Raw genomic sequence first — 23,867 nt, forward strand, 5'->3', positions numbered from 1 at the left:
GACTCGCGGCAAGTGATGGAGAAACCATTATGGCCGCAGGCCCAGTTACACAAGTTGGTCAAAACAACACGTACATCAAAGATCATGAGTCCTCAGGACGAATGATTGTTGACTTTTCGCGCAACAAGGAAGACTTCTCAGTCAATAAGTACGTGCAGTTGCGCCCGGTCCCCAAGCAAACGGGGTTCTACTTACAGCTTGATCAATTGCAAGCTGGTCGGATCGTTGGTGGTAACATCGACGATTATGTCTGGCCGGATGGACATGACCGTCCTGACTACAACAATGAAGGCGTCGAGTTCAACTGGAAAGATTTCCAGACTGTCCGCCGAAACATTGGCCACAAGCTTGGAAATCTAGCGGTTGACCAAGCGTCTTGGAATGTGGAAGGCGCACAAGAACGCGCTCAGTGCCAAAAGGCGATGACCCTTCGAACTAAGATGGTGCATTCCGCTTTGAATGCATCGGCCAACTGGGATTCGACGCATTTTCAAACAGCGACCGCAATCGCTGGCGGCCTCTGGTCTGCGGCTTTGTCGACGACTCCGTTTATCAAGAAGTCGATTAACTATGCCGTGAACTTGATCACAGAGGACACCCTAGGCGTTGTGAAAAAGAAGGACCTTCGCTTAGTGATGGGGCCAAGGGTCGCGACTGCAATTTCCGAAACGCAGGAAATCATCGACCTGATCAAGCAATCGCCTGAAGCCTACAACATGATCAATCAGGGCGCAAGCCGATGGTCAGAGTATGGCCTTCCGAACACTTTGTACGGTGTGCCTATCGAAGTGGACGAAACCGTTATTGTCACAAGCCCGCGTAATGCTGCAAACGTCACCAAATCGTTTGTGTACGGCAATAACGAGGTTTACTTGATCTCGCGTCCCGGCGCGTTGGTAAGCAAAGCTGGCGGACCAACCTTCTCAACCGTCACATTGTTTGTGCACGAAGAGATGACGGTTGAACGTGACAGTGATCAGTACCATCGCCGTAAACGCATCAACGTCGTAGATGATATTGGCGTCGGTATGACGGCTCCGGCTGCAGGTTTCGCATTCCGCAACGTGCTTAGCTAATAACGGGGTGCGATGTGGCATATGCAACGGGTGCAGATCTGGTTGTTCGGTATGACGTAGACATCATTGGGGCTTTGGCGACAGACGCTCGCGAGCCCCAAGATGATAGCTTCGTTCCGAATCACCCCAATGTCGGAGCTGCACTGAGAGATGCCAGTGGTGAAATCGACGTCGCGCTGCTTGCTGGTGGACGTTACACACCAGAGCAGTTGGCGACCCTTGGCGGGTATAGCCAGAATCACTTGGTTCGCGTGACATGCGACATTGCAATGTCCCTTTTGTATAAACGCCGCGCTGATTCTCGACATGAGGAGGCTGCTGCCTTGATTGCCAAGCAAGCGCGAGAACACCTGCAAGCGCTTCGTCGCGGAGAGAACGTTTTTGGACTGACTGAACTAACGCATGCAGGCGTAATTGACCTCGAAACAGCACGAGCTGCTGAAATCGAAGCATTGAATTTGTTGCCATCGAGGATGGGACGATTCTTCCCATACACTGACCAACGCACTCCGAGAGGCTAAAGCGATGCCAATCGTTCGAGAAAATGATTATGTAGTCGTGCCGGGTAAGGTAGACATTTTTGTCGCCTTCAGCCCATTCCGTACGAACGCGCAAGGAGAACGGACGACAGAGAATCCGAACTATGGCTATGAGAAGCTTTACAAGCTTGGGGAAAGCGAAGATTCCATTCGTGTTTCGAAACAGCCCAGTATTGAGGGCGTTGCGGGCGATCGGCATGGGGGACGGTCCGGGCCGCCGATTGAGCGGCAATTCTTTGGAATGAGCGTAAACTTCGAGCTCAGCATGTCGCGATGGGACGAAGTCGTGGTTGCTGAATTTGAGCGTCTGGGTGGTCTTCTTCCCCGCGCAGGTCGAATACCACTGAATCGAGTTGGTGCTCTGCTGCAGAAGGAATATGGCGTCCGCGTGCTACTGTTTTCTCAGCGTTCGGTGGCTCAGTCAATCAATATCCCGTGCTGTACATGGGCCGGTCCTCATACCATAGGTAAGGGAACAAAGTTTTCACAATGCTCCATGGCGTTTGAAGGCAGTCGAGTTGATCGCGGTTCATGGCAGTCTTTCTATCAGGCCAAGATGGTAAACGAGCTGTACAACCGAGACATTCGCGGAATCGACGAAGTTTACTTGACCCAACTTGGTATCAATCCCGGCTTGATTGCGCAGTATGCGGCTGAGATCGAGCTCGCGGTTGACTTCTAGAAGCAAAGGAAATCCGCTTTGTTCCTGATTGCACAAACGCTGACGAGTACCGACGTCGCGTTGATAGTGGTTTCCTTGGTAATGCTTGGGCTAGTAGTTCTGATGGGCTGTTGGTCGATCTGGCGTGAGCTGTATGTGCGCAAGCTCCACGAATCGGACACGCTGATGGCCCGCGACATGGTGCGAACGCTAGTCGATGTGACAAACACAATCGAGCAAGCGATCAAGACGGTGGAGAACTCGACCGTCATTACTCGAGAAACGAAGACAGAAATCCTTAACGCTTTTAATCAAGCAGAAAATCGCATCATGCAGATGCTCCAGCGGATTGGAGACACAAAGCAATTTGTGAATCACTTCACAGGGCATAACACTTGTGGTGATGTCGAGCAAGCCGCTGGAGAGATGAGAAATCATGGCTAATGAGAACGGCGTAGTGTTTCATATCAATGGCAATGTCAATCAAGCCGCTGCCAAGATCATCAATAAGGATGCTCATGTTGGTGACGTCTATAACAACAACGGCGTTCCTACAATCGAGTCAGTCTTTGCTCGCATCGAGCAAGCTATTCCACCGGAAGCGCAAGAAGATACCGTCTTACCGTTGCGAGCATTAGCCTCGCTACCAAAAGAGGAACAAGAGTCCGATCAGAAGAAGGAGGAGGCTAAGAACCTTTGGCAAAGGCTCGCTCCGTACAAAGGCCAGATTGCTAAGGGTCTGCTGTCTTTCGGTGAGGCCGCTATCGCCGCGATCGCCTCTTCGAACCCAGCAATGGTTGGCCTCTTGGCCTTGCTAAAAGCAGTAAAACCAAAAGACGAAGAAGCCGAATAGCCTTAATCAATCGTCCCGAGTATTACGCTAGCCCCAAAGTGAAACCCTGCGAGTAATCATGATCGACCAAAACTGGAATAGGGCAATTGAGTAGATGGCAACAATCACATCTGCAGCATCTGGGAACTCCAATAGTGGCTCAACGTGGGTTGGTGGCGTTGTGCCTACCTCAGTGGATGACGTAGTTATCGCTGGGCATACGGTCACCTTAAATGCCGACCACACCTGGAACTCCCTGCTGCTTAACAACACAGCCTCGCGAATCAATCCCGATAATGGTCCCAGAGTCCTGAACATAACCACCTTCTGGCGACATTCTGCGGCCGTTGCGGCTTCAGCGTGTACCCCGCCGACTGGGTGCAATTTCACTGTGAATCTAGGGATGTTCGACCACACCACAAATCAAACGCAGTACGTTTTTGGAATCACAAATGCCAATACCGCATTGACGATAAACAGCAATGCTGCAGTGCCCGCTGACGGCAATCTGTTTGATCCTGCGGGTATAAGTACAACTTTGCTTGTGACCTGCACCCAGGCTAGTAGTAGCGTCACGGTCAACGGGTTTTTCACAACTCCAACCGGTGCTGCCACCTTGTTTAATTTCACCGCAGGTACTTTGGTACATAATGCGAACCAGCCAAGCGATTGTATGCTGTCCGCTACTAACAAATATTTTCAATGCTCTGGCACCGGAGTAATCAATGCAACGTTGACTGGCTTCATTGGTCGCGCTGCAGTCTCGACAACCGGATTCGTGACCGTTGCAAATGCTAACGCCACAGTCACCGTCAATGGCGATGCATATCTAGCCGTTGCTGGTGGACTGGGCGCACTGTTGCATGTTAGTGCTGGCACCCTAATTCTTAACGGAAAGCCATCCCATGTCGCAGGTACCAATACGCTGACATGCTGGATCGCTGGCGGAACGTTTCGCTGGGAAAACCAAAGTCATACGATTTCTTCCGGCGAGTCCTTCACGCTCTATGCTAGCGCGGGTTTATTGGACATCGACAATCTCCTTGTTGAAAACTACAACAAATTTGTCGGTGTTCTGACCGGCTCTGCCGCGTTTTCTTCTGGCGGGTTTACGGTGACAAGTTACGGCGATGCAGTGGCGGCAATGAACTTCGTCGACGGAACGTACATCAAAGCCCCGTCACCTAATCCTACGCTTCCTCCGATCAATAAAGTACAAGCGGGTGAGGTCTATGGATATGGTGCGAGCCCGCTCGTCGGCGTCGGCCTCATCCTCGATGCAAACCTGGCCCCAGCTATCGCCTCCGAAGTAATTGCTTCAAGACCAATACAGCGTATCCTAGACAACTCCAATCGATCCAATCGCCGATACATTAGTATCGATAACAGATCGCGACTGATTAGCTTCGGGGATTCACTTACAATACAAGCAGGGGCTGGCAACTATGCGGCATTGCTTGCTACGGCCTTATCCCTGAGTCCTCATACAAACTTAGCTGTTTCAGGGCGTGGGGCGTGGAACCAAGCTAATTCAGCTCACGCAGGCATCACGAATAAAGCCACGTCTTTAATTACATGGATGCCGGGAATCAACGATTTGTGGCGTTCGACAAACTACCAACGGACTATCCGCAAGTACCTGAACTGTACGTATTCCATGCTGTTGAGCGCCTGGGGTGATGCTTACGTCAATTCATCGGATGTAGCGGTAGTAAAAGCAGGGTCTGTTGGAGTTTACGCCCCTCAGTCTGTAGGCGGCCGAAACTTGAGCAGTGCTAGGCTGACACAAAACGACGGCTCTTTCACTTGGACGTTTTCGGGAACGGGCTTTGGTATAGGCTTCATCGGGGAGGATGGTACCACGTATAATTCGTTCGGCTCTTGCTCAGTGGCAGTGGATGGACGGGTAATCGATATAGTTAACCTTAACCGATGCTTTGACGCTGTAAGTGATGGGGCAAACGACAATGGACGTGGGCCGGTGGGCAAAATCTACGTTGGGTTAAATGACGGTGAGCATACTGTCGTTGTGCAAAGTCTGGACGCATCGAGGTCTATTCCGGTGGATTACTTTTGCACCCTGCTTAATCCAGCAATCATGCCACCTATTCTACTCTGCGAAGTGTCGCTGATGACTGCCGCTGGATATGTTACTTTCGGCGGAGTTGGCAGGTCAGATTTTACGCGGCAGTTGAATGCTTCAATCCGACACATCGTGGATGATTTAGCATCGGCGGGACTGCCGATTGGACTTGGCGAAATAAACGATCGGTATTTAGACATCTCGACACAGACCAACGATGGTTTGCATTGGACTACCGATGGACACGCCGCAGTGGCAAAAGGATTGCTTGAATCGATAGAGTCGAACGCTAATCGTTGGATGGAGCAAGCGAGGCCCGCACTAGTGCATGAAGTGCGTCGCGGATTTCGTACCGCTGCCCAAGATGCCGCCGCGGATGCGGCGATCACAGATTCCATAGCATCCCTAGAGATCGATGTCGATTTAAGCCCGATCGCCGAAAGTCTAAATCAGGTTCAGGCTAGATTAGCCCAGATCCAAGCGAAACAAAAAGTTCGAGGGGTGAAGTAATGAGCGCAATTACGAAACGATTCTCGGGTGACACGGCTCTCGCAGCTATCTTGGCTGCGAAGCAAAACGGGACTGTATTGTTCCTTGGCGATTCGATCACAGCTCAGATGGAGTCGCGTTGGTGTCGATTGTTCTCGGGCAATCTCAAGGGGTGCATCACTCCCGATACGATCTCATTTAGCTTCACACCCACGGGAATTGCGTCTTCGTCGATTTACGATCTAGGATGGAGTCCTATCATTGCGCGTAGACTGGTCGGTTCAGGTGCTACGACCATCGCGGATTCGACGGGCCTGAAGCTGAATAACCGAATATGTGCTGGCGTGGTTGGATTCCGTGTTGCTGGTAGCAGTGCCAGTTCGTTTGAGAACCAACGCCAAGTGGTCGGATACGATTGGTTGGCAGAGTCGTTGGCCGTTGGTCCGGTCGTCGTCAAGATCGCAATCATGCGTACGCCGGACGGTTTTCAAAATGCTGATTATTACTTCCATTTGCGGGATGGAGTTGCAAGCAAAGTCGACAGCCCGTTTGTGAGCTTCTATGCCCCGACTCCGACACTTGACTGGGTGTCGGTCACAATCCCCCAAGGCACCACTTTTGACGCGACCAATGGGATTAACTACGAATGGAAGGTCAGAGCCAACACTGCGACCGAGAGCGGCAAGGAAGCGATAGTATTGGGACTGGTGAGCATTGAACGCCAGGCGGCAGGAACCATTGCAGGCGGCATCGGTATCGGATCTTCGACGGTGGCCAACTGGAACAGCTATCCCGTGATCGTCGATGACATTCTAAAACTGATCAACCCTGATACTGTGGCGGTCTTGCTGGGTCAGAATGGTACAACCAGCAGCGGTCAACACGCGACTGCCATGGGTACTTTGTTGAATCGTTTTGAAGCTGCTTTGCCGAGTGCTGGGTTTGTGCTTGTCTCAACGCATGCCACACAAACTGGCACGGGTGGCGAAGCTGGCGAAATGATGCACGTTGCGGGCAACGAAACCGCTGCCGGTCAATCGCGACTGCATTTGAACTTGCAGCGAGCATTGCCGCGTTATGAAGTGCTTTACAAGAATGACCGGCCGACCTGGTCGGATATTCCTGCAGGCTATCGAATCTATGCTGGTCAGGTCGTACGTCAGTCTGCGGGGGTTTTCTACGTCTGCCGGCTGAATCATACTAAGACAGCGACGCAGCCATCCAGTGATGCAACCAATTTCGTAGGCCCGGTAAACATCACCGAAGGCGGATTGACGACGTTGAACCCTACAGCATCGACCGTCAACCAAGCGATCAACGATAGTATTCACTTGTCGGAATTCGGCACGCTGGTCGTTTTGGCGACGCTGTCGGCTCTGGCGAATGAAGCTTACACGGCATCACTGGCCGTGTTCCCAGACAAGGCTTTTGTGCTCGACGCAGCTGGACCATACGGCCCGACTGGCAGTGATTTCGAGGGGGAATTCTCGCTTGGGGAATACAATTCCACTCCAACGTTTAAAGGGACCGTGCAGTTCAATCAGCAATTGATCGGAAGATTCAGTCGCCTAGATCCATCCTTGGATTTAAGTATCGGACACGTGATTCGGTTCTATCGAAATAACCAGACCTATGTGTGGCCCGTCTTGGCGATCAGTTTCTTCGATGAGACATACGTTGAATACATGACGGAGGTTCCTGCTAATTTCGGCGTGGGCTCATTGCAGATCCAACTAGAAACAAATGCTGGTGAAGTACTCGCCGTTCATGAATGGAGAGTCGGCCCCGTGACTCGCACCGCAAGCCAGGACACCGAAGCAGAAACAGAACAGACAAATGTGATACTAGCAGGCTTTAATGGTGCCGGAGCATTCGCTGTTACTTTCCAAGTACGCTCGGGAGCTAAAGCTGTATCCAACGCCCGGATCACCATTTTTGATGGCGCACTTGTTGTAGCGGCGATCAACACACGCACCAATGGAAATGTGAGTTACAACCTCGATGCAGGCAACTACTCGTACAACATTTCCGCAAATGGATATGCCTCGATCAGCGGCCAGTCGCTGGTGGTATCCGAAAACGCAAACGTGCTTGTCGAGTTGGAATCGATTATGTTGCCAACTCCTGACGCTCCCGGCCTCTGCACAGTTCGTTGCAACGTAGTTCAAAGCGATGGTTTCCCCCTGGTTGGAGCTCGGATCACTGCCAAATTACTTGAGCCGAATCCGACGGTTGCACAGTCCCTTGTTTCTCGAGCAATCCTGGACGGAGTGACGAACGCAGATGGCTTTGTCGATTTGACACTGATTCAGCGGTCAGCCTTCACGCGGGGCGGAATCTATCTCGTCGAGGCGTTTGACAGCCAAGGACGACGGATCCACGAACGAAAGGTCAGTGTGCCTTCCAGTGCTTCGGCCTACTTGGCGGATGTTGCGAACGCTCCATGATACTGGCATTTGGAAAGAAAGCCACGGCATGAAGCAATCGGGACACTGACGATTGCCAGCGGTGGGAGGGAGTTTGTGGCGGTTCGATGTTCACATGCTTAATCTAGCTCGTTGCTTCTCGTGAGGCCCAAATGTCTGTCCAGTTCCATATGCGAGGGCGTTCGAAGATTCGCCAATTTTCAGATTCTACGGTACGGCTGTGCGATGCGGTACTAATCGTATACTATTACTAGGAAAACGCCGTTCAAAGGCGAGCGAGGTATTTTTTGAGGAATCTACTTGTTATGGAATCGAATTCAACAATCAGTGCGGTTTTCAGGCGATGCGTCCAAGCGATCGAATCCAGCGTGCTAATCCATCGAATGAGCCGTGACGATAAAGAATTTCATTTTCAAAACTGGTTCAAGAACCGACTCGAAGAAACGGGAATCCTGTTCGAATCTCCAGGCAGAAACAGCTTTCCAGATTTTAGCATCGTTCAGCACACGGAAGGTTATGAGCTTAAAGGACTTGCGTACCCTGGTAGGGATGCATCCTACGATGCGAATAGCCAGATGCCAAAAGGATTTCACAATGGAAGAACCATCTACTACGTGTTCGGACGTTATCCAGGGCGGCCCGATGGAAATCAATATCCAGTTCTGGATCTAGTAGTTTGCCACGGCGATTTTCTTAATGCAGACCACGAGTATGTCCACAAAAATCGAAGCGTAAAGTGCTTCGGAAGCTATGGCGATATCATGATTCGAGACCGCAAAATGTACGTGGTGCCCACACCGTTCCGGTTGATTGACGGGACTGCGCATAATACGACTCTGGTTCTGCCAGCAGATCAAACTCCAGACGACGATCTTTTTGAGGTCGGTGATCTCCAACGACAAGAAGCAAAACAGTTGATCGTTGGATATGCATTCAACTTAAAGACTAATGAAATCAGGTCTGAAATGATTATGAATCCGAATGCAGGTAAAACCCATTCTTTCAAGGCTTGGCGACTAAAAGGCTCACCAGCAACTGAAGTGGCAATGCGGAACATCTCTTCAGACGAAATTGCTGCCGAAGTGGATGCCGAAGGATGACTCGCTTTCACATGGAGGTCCCGCAATGCGTCTAATCGAGACAGACAAGTTCCCATTTGAGTTCCTTTCTAATCTTGGCGAGCGTGAAAGTTGGCGGAAGGAAATTCACCGTCCTATCTACCACGTTCACAAATGGTGGGCGAAACGACTTGGTTCTGTTTTTCGCGGAATTCTACTGGGCTGCAAACTGGGAAGTCGCGCCAATCTCGAACGCGATTTTTATTTGATTCACAAACCTTCCGAGACGACGGTCTTCGATCCCTTTATGGGATCAGGTACCACAATCGGAGAGTCACATAAGCTCGGATTTATCTCTTTTGGGAGGGACATTAATCCAGTCGCCGTCTCTTCTGTACGAGTTGCCTTGGGAGAGCTTGACATGCGAAAACTAGAAAACGCATTCCAGTCCATCGAGTGCGACATTGGCTTGCGAATTAAGTCTTTTTACAAAGGCGAAGACGACGTCGGGAAGTTCGAAGTGCTCTACTATTTTTGGGTGATGCAGGTGGATTGCCCCGCTTGCAAAATCCCTGTCGATCTATTTTCATCGTACGTTTTCTCGCAGAATGCATACCCGAAAAAGAAGCCAGAGGTACAGGTTGTGTGTCCGGAGTGCGGTCATATCTTCGAGGGAGTGTATCATAAGCACAATGCGACGTGTCCTTGCTGTTCATTTTCATTTGACCAAACGCATGGGCCTGCGAAAGGCTCTAAGGCCCGATGCTCTAAATGCACAAAAGAGTTCGCAATTGCATCCACAATCAAAAGCAATGGAGCTACACGACCATCCTATCGGTTATACGCGAAAATGGTCCTCAGAGAAGACGGACGCAAGTGCTATCTGAGAGCTTGCAACGGAGATACGTATGCGTATCAGAACTGCGCACGAGAGCTTAAAAATGAACTCATAAATCGGAATATACGAATACCTGACCTTGGACTTGCGGATGGTTACAATACGAGGCAAGCCATCGGTTATAATTTTCTATGGTGGAAGGACTTCTTCAATGATCGGCAACTCCTTGCGCTCGGCCTGCTGCTCTCCGCAATTCAACGACTAGAAGACCGTGCTGTAAGGGAAGCCATTCTAACGGTTTTTTCCGGCGCTCTTGAGTTCAACAACATGTTCGCATCCTTTAAAGGCGAGGGAACTGGTGCAGTCCGACATATGTTTTCGCATCACACATTAAAGCCAGAAAGAACTCCCATCGAGGCCAACGTGTGGGGCACTCCCAAAAGCTCCGGTGGTTTTAGCGGGTTGTTTAAAAATCGCCTAGGTAGGACGGCCGCATATCGTGCTTCGCCGACAGAGATCCGTGCAAACGAATCAGCAAAGGTATGCTCATTGCCGTTTTCCGGTGTATTAGCGGAATGGAACTCTAAGTCCTTGCGTTCAGAAAGGGCCATTGCACTTTCTTGTGGAGATTCAGCCAGAACTGGATTACCCGACAAGTGCATAGATTTTGTTGTAACGGACCCACCATTTTTCGACAATGTTCACTACTCGGAGTTAGCAGACTTCTTTCATGCTTGGCAGCAACTAAGCGAGTTGAGCTTACAGAATTCGTCTACTAGGGATGTAGCCGAAGTTCAGGATGTTGACTCAATTCGATTCGCCAGAAAGCTCACGGATGTATTTCGTGAAGCCCACCGTGTCCTGAAAGATGACGGGCTGTTAGTTTTTTCCTATCATCATTCGCGTGCTGAAGGATGGGAAGCGGTCGGTAACGCGATTCTTAACTCCGGTTTCGTGGTTAAAAATGCGCATCCAGTTAAGGCGGAGATGTCGGTTGCAATGCCAAAAAGCCAGGCTAATGACCCGATCCAGTTCGATGTAGTAATTGTATGTCAAAAGAAACCAGGGAAATGGCAGCCCGCATCGGTGGCTAGTGCAGTCGAATCTGCAAATGACAAGATCATTCGCCTTATGAGTGCAGGATTCAAATTAACAAAGAACGATCAGCGGGTTGTATTGTTTGGGCAGTTGCTTACGACCGTGAAAACAACTTCCGATCTAAGCAAGTTAGACGAACTCGCAAGCCCTCAGCTTGCCTGACTTGCTTCTGCGAACGGCTTCGACTTTTCATTTGCGAATGCGTTTGGATGGGAACGCAACCGGGAGAACTTGAAGACGTACGGTCGGCGAAAAATCGAGGAGGGAAAATTCGCATTCGGCGGTTGACCAGCTAAATCCGGAAAGTAACAGCGTGAACAACTGCAGGCACGGCTGATGTGTTCAGCATTTCCCCAATTAGTTAAGCTCACGACTTACGGTGGTTTGTGGCTTTAGTTCACCGGGAGAACTCATGCAGATTTACATATCGGCCGCCATGCTGATGGGCCTTGTCTTAGTGATCGCGAGATCGATTTCCATTAGGCAGAATCGCCTTCAGTCAAACCGTGGGTTGTTCTATTTCGACGATGGAAAGCATGTTCGGGCTGTGGATCCAATCACTGCCTTTCGAGCGTTGGAGCAGCACAAGGAATACATTGCTGAGCGACACCTGAAGCGTGCCTGGGAAGGCGACATGGACGCGATTCGCATTTGCGTGGATGCATGCCGGCAAGCTTTTGGGGTAGTACCATTTGTAACAAAGTCGAAGCCCGGTTTGTCGGATCGCGAGTGCCTGGACTTGCTGGATTCGTTCTATCTATGGATTGAGGATGTAAAAAAAAAGAGCATGCTTTTTGCGAGCTCGCTGCCGTCTATGGAGTCGACATCCGACGAGTCAGCGGTCGCAAACGAGTAGCACTGTACTTCTTTCGTGAACGCGCTTTATACCGAAAGGCCTTTTCGGTTTCTATTGGCATTCGGACGCTGGCTCACGCTATCACAGGTACACCAATGGAATCTGAGTGGTACATAGCCCAATCTGAGACAGAAGAACAAGCTCTGTACATGATGCAGAAGGACGGAGGCGGTAGCAATGGATAAGCTTTATCTGGAGCGGTTGTACGCTCACTATCAAGCAGGCCATGTAAACGATAGTGGCAAGACCTCACCACTTCTGCAGATTGCCAATGCAACCGGTAGGGGGCTTACCCGTGATCAGTTTGAGAAGCTGGCCTCGGCCGTTGGACTTGTCCAGGCAAAGCGCGACGACAAGTCAATAACGACCGCCGAATATCAAGAATCTCTTTGGTCAATTCCACGTGTGTTCAATGCGCAGAATGGGCGGCCAGTAAATCAGATCGACCGCGAGAACCGTGATCGCGTGACACGATCGCAGGGCGATGTACCACTGCCGGATGCAAGATCGGCTGAAACCTTGGTGCGAAGTGCGAGCGAAGCCCCCAACGATACCGAGGAAGAGTCGGGAGTTGCTCCACGGGTAAGCACGTCTTCATCCGTGGTCGACAAACTCCAAATGGGATTAGATGCCTGGGGAGTCGCGGGCGATGCTGTGATTCCAGGAACCGGTGTGGCCGCTGATGGAATCAATGCAGGAATATCTGTCGGCAGGATGTTTACGGACCCGAAACGAGCTGGTACGCATCTATTCAATGCCGGCGTGAGCGTTGTATCCATGATCCCGTTTGTTGGGGACGCAGCGAAGCTTCTTAAGTACGGTCGGCAAGGCGTTAAAGGAATGCGTGCTGCTGGAAAAGCGGCTGGAAAAGTCGGAGCCGAGACAGCCGAAATTGCCGCGAAGCGAGCTGCTATCGACGAGGATATCGCACAGAAGATAGCTGAGCATAAGGCATTTCGCCAAAAGCGTAATATGCCCGTCAGTGAAGATTACATCAACTCACTGGAAACGCTGCGTAAAAGCAAGCACAACAGCCTAGGTGGAGGCGGTAGTGGCGGAGATGGCGCGGAGGTAACTTCGGGGATATTCTCAAGCGTCTTAGGTTCCCTCGGGATTGGTGGAGGTAGTGGATCAGGGCAAGGCGGCGGTAGCGGCGGCAGTGGGGGGGGCTCGTCGATTATGAGCGGTGGCTTTTTCGGAAGCATCGGTGGCAAGGCGCTGGCCGGTGGCGCAGTTGTAATTGGAGCTGCAGTTCTCGCGCTCAAAAGTTTTGTGGGTTGGCTAGAAAAGGTCGACGAGAAGGGCAAAGCACTGCTGAACAGCTATGACCACCTGAAGGAACTCAACGGACAAGTCGCCGGTGCCTATGAGCGACTGGATATTGATCGCAGGCAACGCTCCATCGGAATGGGTCGATATCTGGGCGGGTCGTTATCCAATATGGCGGGTGCCCAGAGCAAATACGAAGATGCGATGGAGGAATTGAAAAAGCCTTACGAACGCTTTGGAGTCAACATGCAAGCAATCCAAACGAAGGCCGCGACCTTTGGCGCTGAGATGCTGCATAAAGTGGACTTTGTTGGCAGTTTGCTCAACTACATGAACGGGTATCTCGAAGCTTGGTTTAGCAGTCCTGCCGCAAATCAGGATACACGGTTGGGGCAGGCAATGGATCGTTACAGCACTTATTTGAAAGATCAGTTTAACTTATGAGCGGCACATGCGTTTTTTACAACGGCGTCTACATGCGAGACTGCGAACTGCACGATTGGGAAACCGTCGTAGAGATGGATCCAAGCAACACGGATCTGCTTTATGCAAAGCATCGCATTACAGTCAGTTCGATGCTGGTGGGGTTTATTAGCAGGAATGGCATGAAGTACATCAACGAATTGCTGCCGTTGAACCCAGCTGCGATTCACGTTGGAAATAACGCCGAGTCGAGCACCTTCACGATAGGCTCTCAAATAGTGGCCGTGCAGACGTTGCTGCAACAACCCAGAAAGGACTTTTGGCTAGCGATAGACAACCAAACGGATAAGCAGCGACTCGAATACTTGGATCGTTTAAGGGAGCCAACAGCGGAGGCAAAGAACCAGTCGTCGAATGACAGGGACGAGCCGTTTCGGCTTGTAATCGCGGCGGCTCATGAAGTACTCCAGGTTGGACAGCAGGAAGGTACTATCCGTAAAACCGAGTCCTATGGAAAAGAAATTGGCGACCAAGATGACCTTCCAGAGCTGAAGCCTGCCGTCAAACGCAAAGACGTTTTGGACCTGAACAATGGACCTCGGCCAATCAGTGTGAAGGTTGATCAGATTATTGGTGGGCAGGCAATGAGAGTCAGCTTCACTATCGAAATTTGCCGCTTGGTGAAGGTTGATAAATATGGTGAACTGTCCGACACAGATCCAAAGAATTTGCCTCCAGCTCTTGATGCTTCTAAGGCGGTTGGCGTTATGTCGAACCGATGGTCTGTCACTGAATCTATGGATGAGGACTGGCGCACATCCGTGACGGTTCAAGGGACTCTGATTGTTAAAGATCGAAGCAATAAGCCAATGGCAATGCGACTGATGGCGCAGCCACTAATGTTTCCTTATGCGAAGCTCGCCAATCGTAGCTTCTCGACTGACCCGACGGGCTTGCGTCTGGAATATAGCTATACGATGAAGGAACACGGAGACGCTCCTCCTCCGCATATTCCAAACTGGGAGGCGACATATTCGGAAGAGGGCATGCAAGGAGGAATAACGAATGCGCAGGTTTCTTGCCGCATCAAGGGAACTGTGCTGGCTCCAAAAGGCGCAATCAATATTAATGGCCAGCAGCAAAACCGACGCTGGACGAACCAAGAGTACAAGCGATATATGCTTGCGATCATGTGGCGTATTGCGCAAAGCAGGTTGCAGTACAAGCACAAGAAGTTTAACGAAGCAGACCGAGATCCAATGACCGGCAACTTTGGCCAAGTGATAATAATCAAGAGCGTCCGAGTTGTTGAATTGATTGCGGAGAACGATCTTCAAATGATAGTGTCTGCGCAGATAACGGAAAATAAAGAGATCGATTCATTCGGGCTGCGTTTAGGGCAAATGGGAACAAGAATCAAATTTAACGATTACGATCCGCGTTGGTGGCCGATTCCGGAAGCTTATCCGTGGGATCATGAAGGCGCAGCAAAATCGTTGAAGGAGTACGGTTCATTTTACGATTGCTATTTGCAGGAGCCGACAAAGAATTGGCACGCTATGCCGCGTGGCCCCATTCCTCCGGCACAGCAAACGCGCCTTGGCGCGAACATCCCGAAAAGCCCCGTCATTCCTGATCAGCCAGACGGCTCGGGAAGCGTAACGATCAATCCTCCAGGTCCCGAAACTCACGTTTCGATTGTTATTAACAACAGCTTAAACCTGCCTGAGATTGTGTTTTCCGGCGTTAGTGAGCAAGATTTTGGGCCGGGAGTTCCGATGTCGATCGTGGGCAATGGGCAGTCAGGCGTGGATAGTAATCCGCTCTTGCGCGCTACATTCGCAACATTCAAAGCTCAGAACCAATTCAACGTTGATCAAGGTGTAATTTCCGTACCCCTATCAAAGCCTCGGATCGTGCGTGCCCAGCCGCGTGAGGGGGAGGCCAGCAGCGACACTCCGTACTACGAAATGAACACTGCTAACATCCGTCTCTATGCACCGCAATCTCAACGAATTGTGCATATGATTGCAAGTCGCATTGATGACGAACCATTGATCCCCAGTTCGCTTGAAGTGATCGAAAATGGTCAGATCCTGGACTATCTCCTGACGTCGCAGGTAGTCTTCGATTCGCCGCAGCTCACTGACACGGGCCTGAATGCTATTCGGTCAGTAGAAGCCAAGTTCACTTACGCAATGAGTCGGCCGGTGAGAAACGACGGGCAAATGCCCAGCTCGGGACAGTACCAGGGCGACCGCTATGTGATCATCAAAGATCCACGAGTTAAATCACTCGCCACTCAGAACATTCCGGCCCCGATGACGCATGATCGACAGAACAGCGCGTTTGGCCCTGGATTTTTGGCAGAGAACACCCCTGGCAGGCAGCTTAATCTGAATCCGGAGGCGACTGGTTAGCGGAAAGAGCCGGATTTGAATACGGCAGTCCAGGGTACGGAAATTCAACTCGCTTCCTACCTCCTAGATTGTCGTAGTGGGCTTTATGGATCAACATGCCATCGACTTCGAAAAAGTGACAGCAGTGCGGGCATCGTACATTCTGTAAATTTCGACTTGGGGGTACTTTACTCTTCTGTCGGCACAAGGGGCACCAAATCGTTGAAATAGCGACGGCGTAGCGTTGGTTGATAATTGGATGAATCGCCCATGGCTCTCTGTCTTTGTCATCGCCACAGTCTACGACTATTTCAGGCTGGGGAGGGACCACCCAGGGAACGTTGATTATTGAGCGTGTAACGTTCACGAGCGGCCCTTTCGGCCTAATTCCCCACTGGTCGATCAGCGCTGATTCGATCGCGAACGCTTCTTTGTCGTTCTTGCATACCGCGAGGAGCGCGTAACGCTCCTGCGTCGATCGGAGCAGCAATCGCAGGATCTCGTCATCCTTTGCGCTGGCAGTCATGATTGTATCGGTAGTTGGATGATCCTTCAGGAAGTGGGCGTGAGCATAAATGCGCTGGGCTCGTCCCTTTCCAATGTAGAACGGCAGGCCATTTGGAAAACAGATGGCATAGACGTAAGGCTTGTTACCGACGTAGTGCGACCAGTAGCCAGCCTGCTGGTACGTCATCAGCATTTTAAGTGGGGCAAGTGGTGGCACCTCATATGTCTCATCGAAATGAAAGCCGAAGAGCCCGGAGCATGCAAAACAAGCATAGGGCGGATCGCCCAGCCAGTGAGCTGGAGGCAGTTGGATCGGTGTTTCACAATGGGGACATGCAGGCATGGCCTTATTCTAGCCAGTATTCAACGCATTTAAATATTTGGTTAGTTTGGTTCCATGAGTATTTTGAACCCAGATTATTTGCCCAGCCTGCGGACCGGAACGTATGACGAAGAGATCCTGGACGCGTTTGCGGCTAGGCTTTGCGAGATCCCCGGTTTGAACAATGGCACTGTTGTGGTTTCCGACCAACCTGTGCCGTACGAGTGGCCCTTTGGCAAATTTGGGATCACTGTCAGCCAAGAGGATGGTCGGTTTGACCAGCGGTCGTTTTCCGGTGGCGGAGCAGATAATTTGCTTGAAGATTCCACAGTAGTTGTGGCTATCTATGGAAATAGCAAGTTACTAGACCGAAGCGGTAGGTCTGAAGTGGCGGTAAGGAGCCTTAGACATTGGAAACGCATAGTTCTGGCGTACTTGTTGCGACAAAACCCGCATCAGAGGATATCGCAACCATGGGAACCAGTTATCAGCAGCAAAGCATTGCTCAGCGCTCTTCCTACGCCAAGTCGCTGCAGCTCCATCCGGGACGTTCCGAATAAGGAGGGTTGGACAGGGCTGGAGTTGCGGTTCAACATCGAATTCCACTGGAGCTTGGTGTTATCAGATGGCAGCTGAAAGCAGCATAACGATTGACGGTGAGGCAGCAGTGATCGATGCCAATGGTGACATCCAGGCGTTTATTGATCGTTATTTGCCAGTGCAGGATTGGCTTTTCAATCGACATCAGTTGCCCTCACCAATTGCCAATCCTTTTGAACGTTCCTCCGATAATCAGTGGTGCAAAAGTCCGCTGCCCAAACTACCTCCCTGTAAACTCAATCAATTGATTTGGCCAACGGGTGCTAGTCGATATGCTCGCGCGCTTCTACTTGTAGATTACTATTCTTTTGTGCGGATCATCCAAACCGCTTGGAACTACAAGCCGCCAAAGGCGAGTGGATCGGACGATGAAGATGCACCGCAGAAGGACTCTTGGCCAGAAACTATCCCAGATGCTTGGGTTCCCGACTACAAGCAAAACAAGGCAGTCAGAGTCAAGTTTTTCGGCGATGATACGGTCCGAATCAAGAACGAAGATTTCAATGGCAACGAGACGTTCACCAGCCAGCCACACGTGTTTGAAGCGGACATGTTTGTTCTGTCACCGCTGCGAGTACCTGCGTTTGGTGTAGGGCTATTTGTGCTGCCGTTGGTTGATAAACGCTACTTCGCTCGTCAAAAAACTATTTCGCTGATTTCTTCTGACGTCGCCTCTTATCGTCCAATGCTCTTGAAGATTGGAGAAGAATCGAAGCTACTTCCGAAAGTCGAAGAGGTGCCAGCAGAATATGGCCAGCCAGACAAACTTCTGCAAGGAACTCCCTGGCCAAGTTGTGACCTGTTTGATGTTCTCACGCAGAGCGTTGGAATGCGTAGTGTTTACTGGCCAACTGTGCAAAAGTCAAAGAAGAGTTCCGCTAGCGCAGCTTCAGATTATCAACTTGAGACAGTATCGGCAGAGGTGAGCGTTGAGCGTCGAGATCGCAACATGGCGAACTCTTTGCAGATCGCTGGGGGGCCGATCGGTTCGGCCGGTGTGTTCGACAGACTGCGCATTCGATACTACGGCAGAGACGGAAAGCCAAAGGAAAATGCGATTGGGTTAGATGGTCCATTACATGGCGCGGATTCCAGTGGCTTGGATATTGTGATTTGGAGCGGGTGGGACGAAGTCGCTGCCAGTGCTGAATCGAAAATCAACGAGTACGCGTCAAGATTTCGGGACGACTTGCGCGGATGGCTTAAGTCAGGAGGAATCTACACGTTTCAAGGTCCAGTGAATTACGAGCCCAGTGGCTTTGATGACTACTACTCGATCGAGCTCTTTCGTGATGCCTCGGGGCAAATAGTATTTCGCAGCGTAATTCACGAACTGCCGCCTGTTGTGCTGCCTGACGTTGTGCTGCCCTGCTGCAATCACGGTCTCTACACGTACACACTTTTGAGCGATTGGGGCCCGACGGTCGATGGCAAGTCAGGTTTCGCATGGCCGGTTGCAAAATGCAGGGTTGCTCCGTTGTGGCTAGATGGAGCTGGACCAACTATCAATAATCCCAGCGTGGATGGAATCAATTACATAATGGGAGATGAGGAGGCAAACTATCAACCAGTGATCAACGACGTTCTAGAGTGCCACTCGGACATGACAACGAACGATCGAGGAGTGTGCGTCCGACGTGGTCGGGCTTTCTACACGATTGACACGCCTTGCACAGGAGACTGATGGCATGGCAGGTCGCAGGAGATGTTGTTGCCGGCAGGGTGGTTGCGGTGCGCCATGCCATGAAATCATATATCAAAGTTTAGATTTAGAGGTTCTAGGAGAGTTTGGATACTGCGGCGACCAAAGTACCTCGATTTTGATTGAAGACACAATACCGAACTTCCTGAGCTTTACGCCTTTTCCTGGCGGGTGCTTGCGACAAATCAGCTTATTCGATTTGTGCGAACTGCCATATTACGAGCAGAGTTACACGAAGCAAGGAAGCTTTTCCCTTGGCCCAGAATGCTGCTGTGTAGTTGTCCAGTTTTTGCCTTACAGGGCTCTTGCTACACAAATCACAGTTGAGGCTAACTCGTCTGGTTTCTACCGGATCACCGTCAACTTCTCTGGATCCTACGGTTTCAAACGCCACATATTTAATGACGGGGCATATGGGGAAGGTTGCTGTGGGCAGGCTGCAAGCGGCCGCAAGACGATCGAGGAATTGCGTGCGTTAGATATTGTTGGGGGTAATGCGGATTTCAGCCTCGCAGGCTTCAAATGGGAAGGAACTGTGACCGAGTGCGGCTCACTGCTCGAGCAAATGGAACTTGGTAGAGTTTTTGGCGAGGAAGTGTTCGAGTCTACGCTTGGCTACCACACTATCCTTCCACCTGAGATTCGTGAGTTCTGTCCACCAAAGGGAGGGAGCTTGTCATTTCCTCCATCATCGCCAGTTTTCGAAATCACTGACGTGTTTAGTATCGCAGGGGTCAAATGGAATCTCACGGTATGACTTGTGACGCTTGTGGAGCGACTTTACCTCAAACGAGATTCCGGCCAGTCTGCAAGTGCGGTGAAGGTCGAAAGACTGTATCGCTAAGGCCCGTGGAGGACATCCAGACATGCATCCACAGAGGCGAATTGATCGGTAATGCAAACTGTGGTTGTCAGGGCAAGTACAACGTGCATTGGTGCAACTTGCTGGACGGCCATTGCACGCCGCAGACGCCAGGAAAGAGTTGGCGCACGATCGATACCGCGCAAGGCAAAATTGGGCGAGTCGGGAAGCTGGAACCATGCCGACACTGCAAACACAGAGCTACTCTTCAATTCGTAGGCCTTGGTAAGCAACCCAGACTGCATGCCCCAGTTGCAGTAACAGCACTATCGCCCAAACTTCATAAGCTGGAGCATCAACAGCGGTGCCTAGATACGTGGCTCAGACTAGGACTCGAAATTTTCGTCAGGAACACTTTGGAAGAGATAGATATGCTGCGGCCTTACTTTCCGCAGATCTCACGTTGGATCGAAGATAACGACACTACAACTGCTTACACCTACCCGACGCAGAAGATCGTCAATTTAGCGAGGACTGCAGTGGAGATCGATAAACCAGTACTGCTCATCAATAGCGACATCGAGCTGTACGGCGATCAATCGTGGATCCAATTTGACGAGCTGAACCAATTCGTCGGTATCAGGTGGAACTATGTTGAGTGCCCGCAGCTGGCGAAAGAGTTTCAGTGGGGGCTCGATGCATTCACATTCACGCCGCGCCAGTCGGCCTTACTGCCCGTCGATATGCCCTATGGGATTGGTCAAGCGATGTGGGACTACGCTGTGCCAGCGATCATGCACCATTATGGAGTAGCAACCAATTTGTTGCACAGGCCGTTTCTTTACCATCGCAACCACGCGCAGAACTGGAGCGAATCAGGTTGGCACTTGGGAGCCAATTGGCTAGCGGATAATTTCGGTGTGCGTATTAAATGGGGAAGCGTGGACTATCGCCAGTCGTTGGAACCAGGTTATCAATATGAAGTCGATCGTTACCAGGCGATCCTCTAGCTCGAGATCTATCTGCCGCTCACTTAATTATCCCTTGGCCGACTTCAGTTATTTCCACATTCGGTATCGAGTGAAGGATCTCTTGCCATTCGTTCACTTCAAGTCTGGAGAATGCTTCAAAATTCGAAGGCAGCCAGTGTTCAATCATCTTTGAGATGATGTCTCGGAACGATTGATATAGGATATGAAACTGCTCCTTGAATCCTTCTACAGTTTTTATCGGCTTCAGTTCTGCATAACCTCCCCGCACCTCAAGATGGCTTCGCCACGCATTTGAATGTACTTGCAATGAAAGTTTAGAATAAACGGTATCGTAGTAAGCCAAATCTCCCAGATCGGTAGCGATACTTTTGATGGATGTTTTGCCTAATACTGTGTACCAGTATGGGTCATACTTACCTTTGCGTTTAGAATCGAATTGTGAATTGATTGCCGCAAACCCTGGGCTCGCTAACGCCGTTTGCAGCTTAGAAGAGTCTTTTTTTGCATTGGCGATGATTTCTTGGGATTGAACCGAGCAAGGATCATCTATTAACACTCTAAAGGCGGTCTCCCGCAGTACATGTTCGTAGTCCAAGAATGCTTGCGTCCCTGGAATTGTCCTGTCACACCAGTTCTTTTGTTCTCTTAAATAACCAACGTAGAAATGTCGGCAACGGTTGATAGTGTCTTCTTTTAGTATCCAGCAAAGAAACCAACGACATTCCAATAACGTTCTCAATGGCACATTTGCCGCAGGTAACGCGCCGTTACTCCAGAGGATTTCCAGTGCGTCAGCAGCCGTAATAGCGTGTTTGCAGAAATGCCCGAGGACAACAGCCTCTCTGATTTCACCTTTCCCGGCCGCCAAGCATCCAACGAGAGTTTGGAGACTATAGTCAACCATAAGCCTAAGAAATTCTAACTGCTTACCGAAGCAACGCTTCATGTCCTCTGCAACGGCTTCACGGTCGTTTAGGCTTCCCACGACCGTCATCGCACGCGCAATCTCTATCATATTGCCTCCTGTTAAAACGCTAGAATTTGCTAGATTGGAAATCGGAACTTATAGCGGAGGAAAATTTGGTTCTGTGACGACAAACAATCACACTCATTTCAGCCAATGAGACACTGACCCCAAGGACGCTACTTTACATCTACCGTGCAACAGCCGTTCGGAGCCTCGTTAGCACTTCGATAATCGAGAGCCTGCTTAAGCATCTGGTGTGACCTCCATTGAAGAAGGTCAATCTCGCGTACATTCGATCCGTAGCGATCTGTGACAAGTAGTACGAGTGCCCAGTAGACTTGATCCAAAAGGGTCACCGCGGCAGCGTATCTATCTAAACGCGATTCAGATAGCGGATTGGTGTCTTCCACCTCAACGCACCAAACAGTGCGGGAGTCTCTGTCGATTACTACAGCGTCCGGCGTAGGCGGGAAATCCTCTCGAAACATGTTGGCGACAGTCTGTCCATCCTCCACGTCGATTTCCCAGTTGCAATAGCAATCGGACTGCAACGCATCCTCTCTGATCGTTTTGAAGACATGCAGACGTACATTCTTCTCTAAACGAATAGCTGTTGGTGGTAGCTCAGTCGAAGCAATGGCCCGGTCGGCTGCGAATCTTTCCAGTGCCTTACCCATCATTGTTCCTTTGGCGTAGTAGAAGTTGTGATACCAAAATGAGTGAACGATCGATATGTCAACAAATTGTCCCTAATCTATCCGAAAAGTAGGATAAACAGGTCAGTCCAGACGCTACAACTTTGGAGAATCCAGAGGTTGTTTGAAGTTTTTTGCTTTAGGAACCCGTCGCAGGTCCGACAATTTGGGAGACCTCTTGTCTATCAAAACTCCGTCCCCTAAAAGTCCCCGTTCACTACCCTATAAACGAGTTTTCCACCCCTCAATTGACTGTCGAATTGCCAGATTTCTAGGAAATTTCGATTTATTTCGTCTATGGCATGCAAGAGGTCAGGGGTTCAAGTCCCCTATTCTCCATTTTAGAAAACCCAGTAGGCCTTAAGCGATTACTGGGTTTTTTCGTTTTTTGCCGTCGGTTTGGCAGGTCTTGCAAATGGTCGGCAGGGAACTCCAATCGACCACAATCGTCCGGAGTTGGTGCAACATTTGGTGCAACGGTCCGCATCAGACTCGTGTTTGACTTTCAGTCGATCAATGCCTTTAGAAGCACCTTGACTTCTACGCCGGCTTTGTTTTTGAATGTCCCTGTGTAGGTAGGTGGAGTGTTTTTGACTCGCAGCAAATTGTGCGTGCCGTTAAACCGGTCGTCTGGTGCTTTCGTGATATCCATACGAGCCCTATTGCCAGCATCAGTATACGTTCCAAGCACAACGCCATCTTTCATGACCCGTCCATCCTGCGCATAGAACGTTGTGGATCCAAGGGCGACTCCTTCTTTGCCGAGAACAGTTATCTCCCATTGAATACCATTCAGCTCACCTTCCGGATTGGTCGGCTTGTCATTGCTGTTTTTTGCCAACTGTCGCTTGAGTTCATCGCGTTCTTTACGTAACGCTGTCACTTCGGCACGCAGTGCTTTGATCTCTTCACGCAGCGCTTCAATTTCTGATTTGTCCTCGGCCGTGGCAGGTGCGGCGAGAAGCAGGCAGACAGACAATGCGAACATGAATGCGACTAACGATTTCATCAGCTTACCTCCGAAAGATTCGAAAAACATCAGACTTAGATGGCGGCCTTGGCAATGCAAACTTCGCAAATGCAACAACAATGGCGCAAGCGGCAACCGGTCAGTACGGATTTCCGCCAAGCTCATTCTATCGTCGAAAATGCGATCTGGTAGAAGAGTTAGCTTGGTCTCGACCTGCGACTACAGATATCACTCATTGAACGCTTACGACTAGCTGTGTTTGT

20 protein-coding genes are annotated in these 23,867 nt (G+C 50.5%); 16 read left to right on the forward strand and 4 right to left on the reverse strand.

Annotation, left to right across the window (positions count from 1 at the left end; translation table 11 throughout):
- The first annotated feature begins 29 nt into the window (after window positions 1–29).
- The 12 genes from SH302x_RS24230 (at window position 30) to SH302x_RS24285 (ending at window position 16,068) form a co-directional block, all read left to right on the forward strand.
- A complete protein-coding gene (locus SH302x_RS24230; protein WP_479365469.1) occupies window positions 30–1,076 on the forward strand; it encodes a hypothetical protein in 1,047 nt (348 codons plus the stop codon).
- 14 nt (window positions 1,077–1,090) lie between these two features.
- A complete protein-coding gene (locus tag SH302x_RS24235; protein ID WP_479365470.1) occupies window positions 1,091–1,597 on the forward strand; it encodes a phage protein Gp36 family protein in 507 nt (168 codons plus the stop codon).
- A gap of 4 nt (window positions 1,598–1,601) precedes the next feature.
- Complete coding sequence (locus SH302x_RS24240) at window positions 1,602–2,297, forward strand: hypothetical protein (RefSeq protein WP_479365472.1); 696 nt, start codon at window positions 1,602–1,604, stop codon at window positions 2,295–2,297.
- A gap of 18 nt (window positions 2,298–2,315) precedes the next feature.
- Entirely contained in the window at window positions 2,316–2,720 is a 405-nt protein-coding gene (locus SH302x_RS24245) for a hypothetical protein (RefSeq protein WP_479365473.1), read from the forward strand.
- The gene (locus tag SH302x_RS24250; RefSeq protein WP_479365475.1) at window positions 2,713–3,129 is read left to right on the forward strand and encodes a hypothetical protein; all 417 of its coding nucleotides are present in this window, start codon (window positions 2,713–2,715) and stop codon (window positions 3,127–3,129) included. Before SH302x_RS24245 ends, SH302x_RS24250 begins: the two co-directional genes overlap by 8 nt.
- A gap of 94 nt (window positions 3,130–3,223) precedes the next feature.
- On the forward strand, window positions 3,224–5,701 hold the full coding sequence (locus SH302x_RS24255; RefSeq protein WP_479365476.1) for a hypothetical protein: 2,478 nt from the start codon (window positions 3,224–3,226) through the stop codon (window positions 5,699–5,701).
- The gene (locus tag SH302x_RS24260; RefSeq protein ID WP_479365477.1) at window positions 5,701–8,127 is read left to right on the forward strand and encodes a hypothetical protein; all 2,427 of its coding nucleotides are present in this window, start codon (window positions 5,701–5,703) and stop codon (window positions 8,125–8,127) included. The genes SH302x_RS24255 and SH302x_RS24260 overlap by 1 nt, the downstream gene beginning before the upstream one ends.
- A 362-nt stretch (window positions 8,128–8,489) precedes the next feature.
- The gene (locus SH302x_RS24265; protein ID WP_479365479.1) at window positions 8,490–9,206 is read left to right on the forward strand and encodes a hypothetical protein; all 717 of its coding nucleotides are present in this window, start codon (window positions 8,490–8,492) and stop codon (window positions 9,204–9,206) included.
- Window positions 9,207–10,014: 808 nt separating this feature from the next.
- Window positions 10,015–11,262: a DNA methyltransferase gene (locus SH302x_RS24270; protein ID WP_479365481.1), complete on the forward strand. Its 1,248-nt coding sequence runs from the start codon at window positions 10,015–10,017 to the stop codon at window positions 11,260–11,262.
- Window positions 11,263–11,512: 250 nt separating this feature from the next.
- Window positions 11,513–11,956 (forward strand): hypothetical protein, encoded by a 444-nt coding sequence (locus SH302x_RS24275; protein WP_479365482.1) that lies wholly within the window; start codon window positions 11,513–11,515, stop codon window positions 11,954–11,956.
- Between the two features lie 177 nt (window positions 11,957–12,133).
- The gene (locus SH302x_RS24280; RefSeq protein WP_479365483.1) at window positions 12,134–13,669 is read left to right on the forward strand and encodes a hypothetical protein; all 1,536 of its coding nucleotides are present in this window, start codon (window positions 12,134–12,136) and stop codon (window positions 13,667–13,669) included.
- On the forward strand, window positions 13,666–16,068 hold the full coding sequence (locus tag SH302x_RS24285; protein WP_479365484.1) for a hypothetical protein: 2,403 nt from the start codon (window positions 13,666–13,668) through the stop codon (window positions 16,066–16,068). Before SH302x_RS24280 ends, SH302x_RS24285 begins: the two co-directional genes overlap by 4 nt.
- On the opposite strand, the gene SH302x_RS24290 is transcribed toward SH302x_RS24285, so the two are convergent.
- Window positions 16,040–16,897, reverse strand: coding sequence for a hypothetical protein (locus tag SH302x_RS24290; RefSeq protein WP_479365485.1), 858 nt, complete (start codon window positions 16,895–16,897; stop codon window positions 16,040–16,042). The two genes, SH302x_RS24285 and SH302x_RS24290, sit on opposite strands and share 29 nt — an antisense overlap.
- A gap of 54 nt (window positions 16,898–16,951) precedes the next feature.
- Here SH302x_RS24290 and SH302x_RS24295 point away from each other — a divergent pair, with 54 nt between their 5' ends.
- The 4 genes from SH302x_RS24295 (at window position 16,952) to SH302x_RS24310 (ending at window position 20,990) form a co-directional block, all read left to right on the forward strand.
- Window positions 16,952–17,512, forward strand: a complete 561-nt coding sequence (locus tag SH302x_RS24295) for a hypothetical protein (protein WP_479365487.1) — start codon at window positions 16,952–16,954, stop codon at window positions 17,510–17,512.
- Window positions 17,502–19,160, forward strand: coding sequence for a hypothetical protein (locus SH302x_RS24300; RefSeq protein WP_479365489.1), 1,659 nt, complete (start codon window positions 17,502–17,504; stop codon window positions 19,158–19,160). Before SH302x_RS24295 ends, SH302x_RS24300 begins: the two co-directional genes overlap by 11 nt.
- A gap of 136 nt (window positions 19,161–19,296) precedes the next feature.
- The gene (locus SH302x_RS24305) at window positions 19,297–19,935 is read left to right on the forward strand and encodes a hypothetical protein (RefSeq protein WP_479365490.1); all 639 of its coding nucleotides are present in this window, start codon (window positions 19,297–19,299) and stop codon (window positions 19,933–19,935) included.
- Window positions 19,936–20,411: 476 nt separating this feature from the next.
- Window positions 20,412–20,990 (forward strand): hypothetical protein, encoded by a 579-nt coding sequence (locus SH302x_RS24310; RefSeq protein ID WP_479365492.1) that lies wholly within the window; start codon window positions 20,412–20,414, stop codon window positions 20,988–20,990.
- A gap of 19 nt (window positions 20,991–21,009) precedes the next feature.
- Here SH302x_RS24310 and SH302x_RS24315 read toward each other — a convergent pair whose 3' ends face one another.
- The 3 genes from SH302x_RS24315 to SH302x_RS24325 all read right to left on the reverse strand — a co-directional run bounded on the left by SH302x_RS24315 (window position 21,010) and on the right by SH302x_RS24325 (window position 23,643).
- Window positions 21,010–21,987 carry a DUF5677 domain-containing protein gene (locus SH302x_RS24315; protein ID WP_479365494.1) on the reverse strand — a complete coding sequence of 326 codons (978 nt, stop codon included), beginning with the start codon at window positions 21,985–21,987 and terminating at the stop codon, window positions 21,010–21,012.
- Window positions 21,988–22,115: 128 nt separating this feature from the next.
- A complete protein-coding gene (locus SH302x_RS24320) occupies window positions 22,116–22,619 on the reverse strand; it encodes a hypothetical protein (protein WP_479365495.1) in 504 nt (167 codons plus the stop codon).
- Window positions 22,620–23,139: 520 nt separating this feature from the next.
- Window positions 23,140–23,643 carry a hypothetical protein gene (locus tag SH302x_RS24325; protein WP_479365496.1) on the reverse strand — a complete coding sequence of 168 codons (504 nt, stop codon included), beginning with the start codon at window positions 23,641–23,643 and terminating at the stop codon, window positions 23,140–23,142.
- Window positions 23,644–23,867 lie beyond the last annotated feature (224 nt).

The organism is Njordella calcicola (assembly GCF_056494125.1).

Excerpts from the sequence above, each read along its gene's own strand:
- SH302x_RS24230 (WP_479365469.1), top strand. The coding sequence starts at position 30 with ATGGCCGCAGGCCCAGTTACACAAGTTGGTCAAAACAACACGTACATC.
- SH302x_RS24240 (WP_479365472.1), top strand. The coding sequence starts at position 1,602 with ATGCCAATCGTTCGAGAAAATGATTATGTAGTCGTGCCGGGTAAGGTA.
- SH302x_RS24250 (WP_479365475.1), top strand. The coding sequence starts at position 2,713 with ATGGCTAATGAGAACGGCGTAGTGTTTCATATCAATGGCAATGTCAAT.
- SH302x_RS24255 (WP_479365476.1), top strand. The coding sequence starts at position 3,224 with ATGGCAACAATCACATCTGCAGCATCTGGGAACTCCAATAGTGGCTCA.
- SH302x_RS24260 (WP_479365477.1), top strand. The coding sequence starts at position 5,701 with ATGAGCGCAATTACGAAACGATTCTCGGGTGACACGGCTCTCGCAGCT.
- SH302x_RS24265 (WP_479365479.1), top strand. The coding sequence starts at position 8,490 with ATGAGCCGTGACGATAAAGAATTTCATTTTCAAAACTGGTTCAAGAAC.
- SH302x_RS24270 (WP_479365481.1), top strand. The coding sequence starts at position 10,015 with ATGGTCCTCAGAGAAGACGGACGCAAGTGCTATCTGAGAGCTTGCAAC.
- SH302x_RS24275 (WP_479365482.1), top strand. The coding sequence starts at position 11,513 with ATGCAGATTTACATATCGGCCGCCATGCTGATGGGCCTTGTCTTAGTG.
- SH302x_RS24280 (WP_479365483.1), top strand. The coding sequence starts at position 12,134 with ATGGATAAGCTTTATCTGGAGCGGTTGTACGCTCACTATCAAGCAGGC.
- SH302x_RS24285 (WP_479365484.1), top strand. The coding sequence starts at position 13,666 with ATGAGCGGCACATGCGTTTTTTACAACGGCGTCTACATGCGAGACTGC.
- SH302x_RS24290 (WP_479365485.1), bottom strand. The coding sequence starts at position 16,897 with ATGCCTGCATGTCCCCATTGTGAAACACCGATCCAACTGCCTCCAGCT.
- SH302x_RS24295 (WP_479365487.1), top strand. The coding sequence starts at position 16,952 with ATGAGTATTTTGAACCCAGATTATTTGCCCAGCCTGCGGACCGGAACG.
- SH302x_RS24300 (WP_479365489.1), top strand. The coding sequence starts at position 17,502 with ATGGCAGCTGAAAGCAGCATAACGATTGACGGTGAGGCAGCAGTGATC.
- SH302x_RS24310 (WP_479365492.1), top strand. The coding sequence starts at position 20,412 with ATGCTGCGGCCTTACTTTCCGCAGATCTCACGTTGGATCGAAGATAAC.
- SH302x_RS24315 (WP_479365494.1), bottom strand. The coding sequence starts at position 21,987 with ATGATAGAGATTGCGCGTGCGATGACGGTCGTGGGAAGCCTAAACGAC.
- SH302x_RS24320 (WP_479365495.1), bottom strand. The coding sequence starts at position 22,619 with ATGATGGGTAAGGCACTGGAAAGATTCGCAGCCGACCGGGCCATTGCT.
- SH302x_RS24325 (WP_479365496.1), bottom strand. The coding sequence starts at position 23,643 with ATGAAATCGTTAGTCGCATTCATGTTCGCATTGTCTGTCTGCCTGCTT.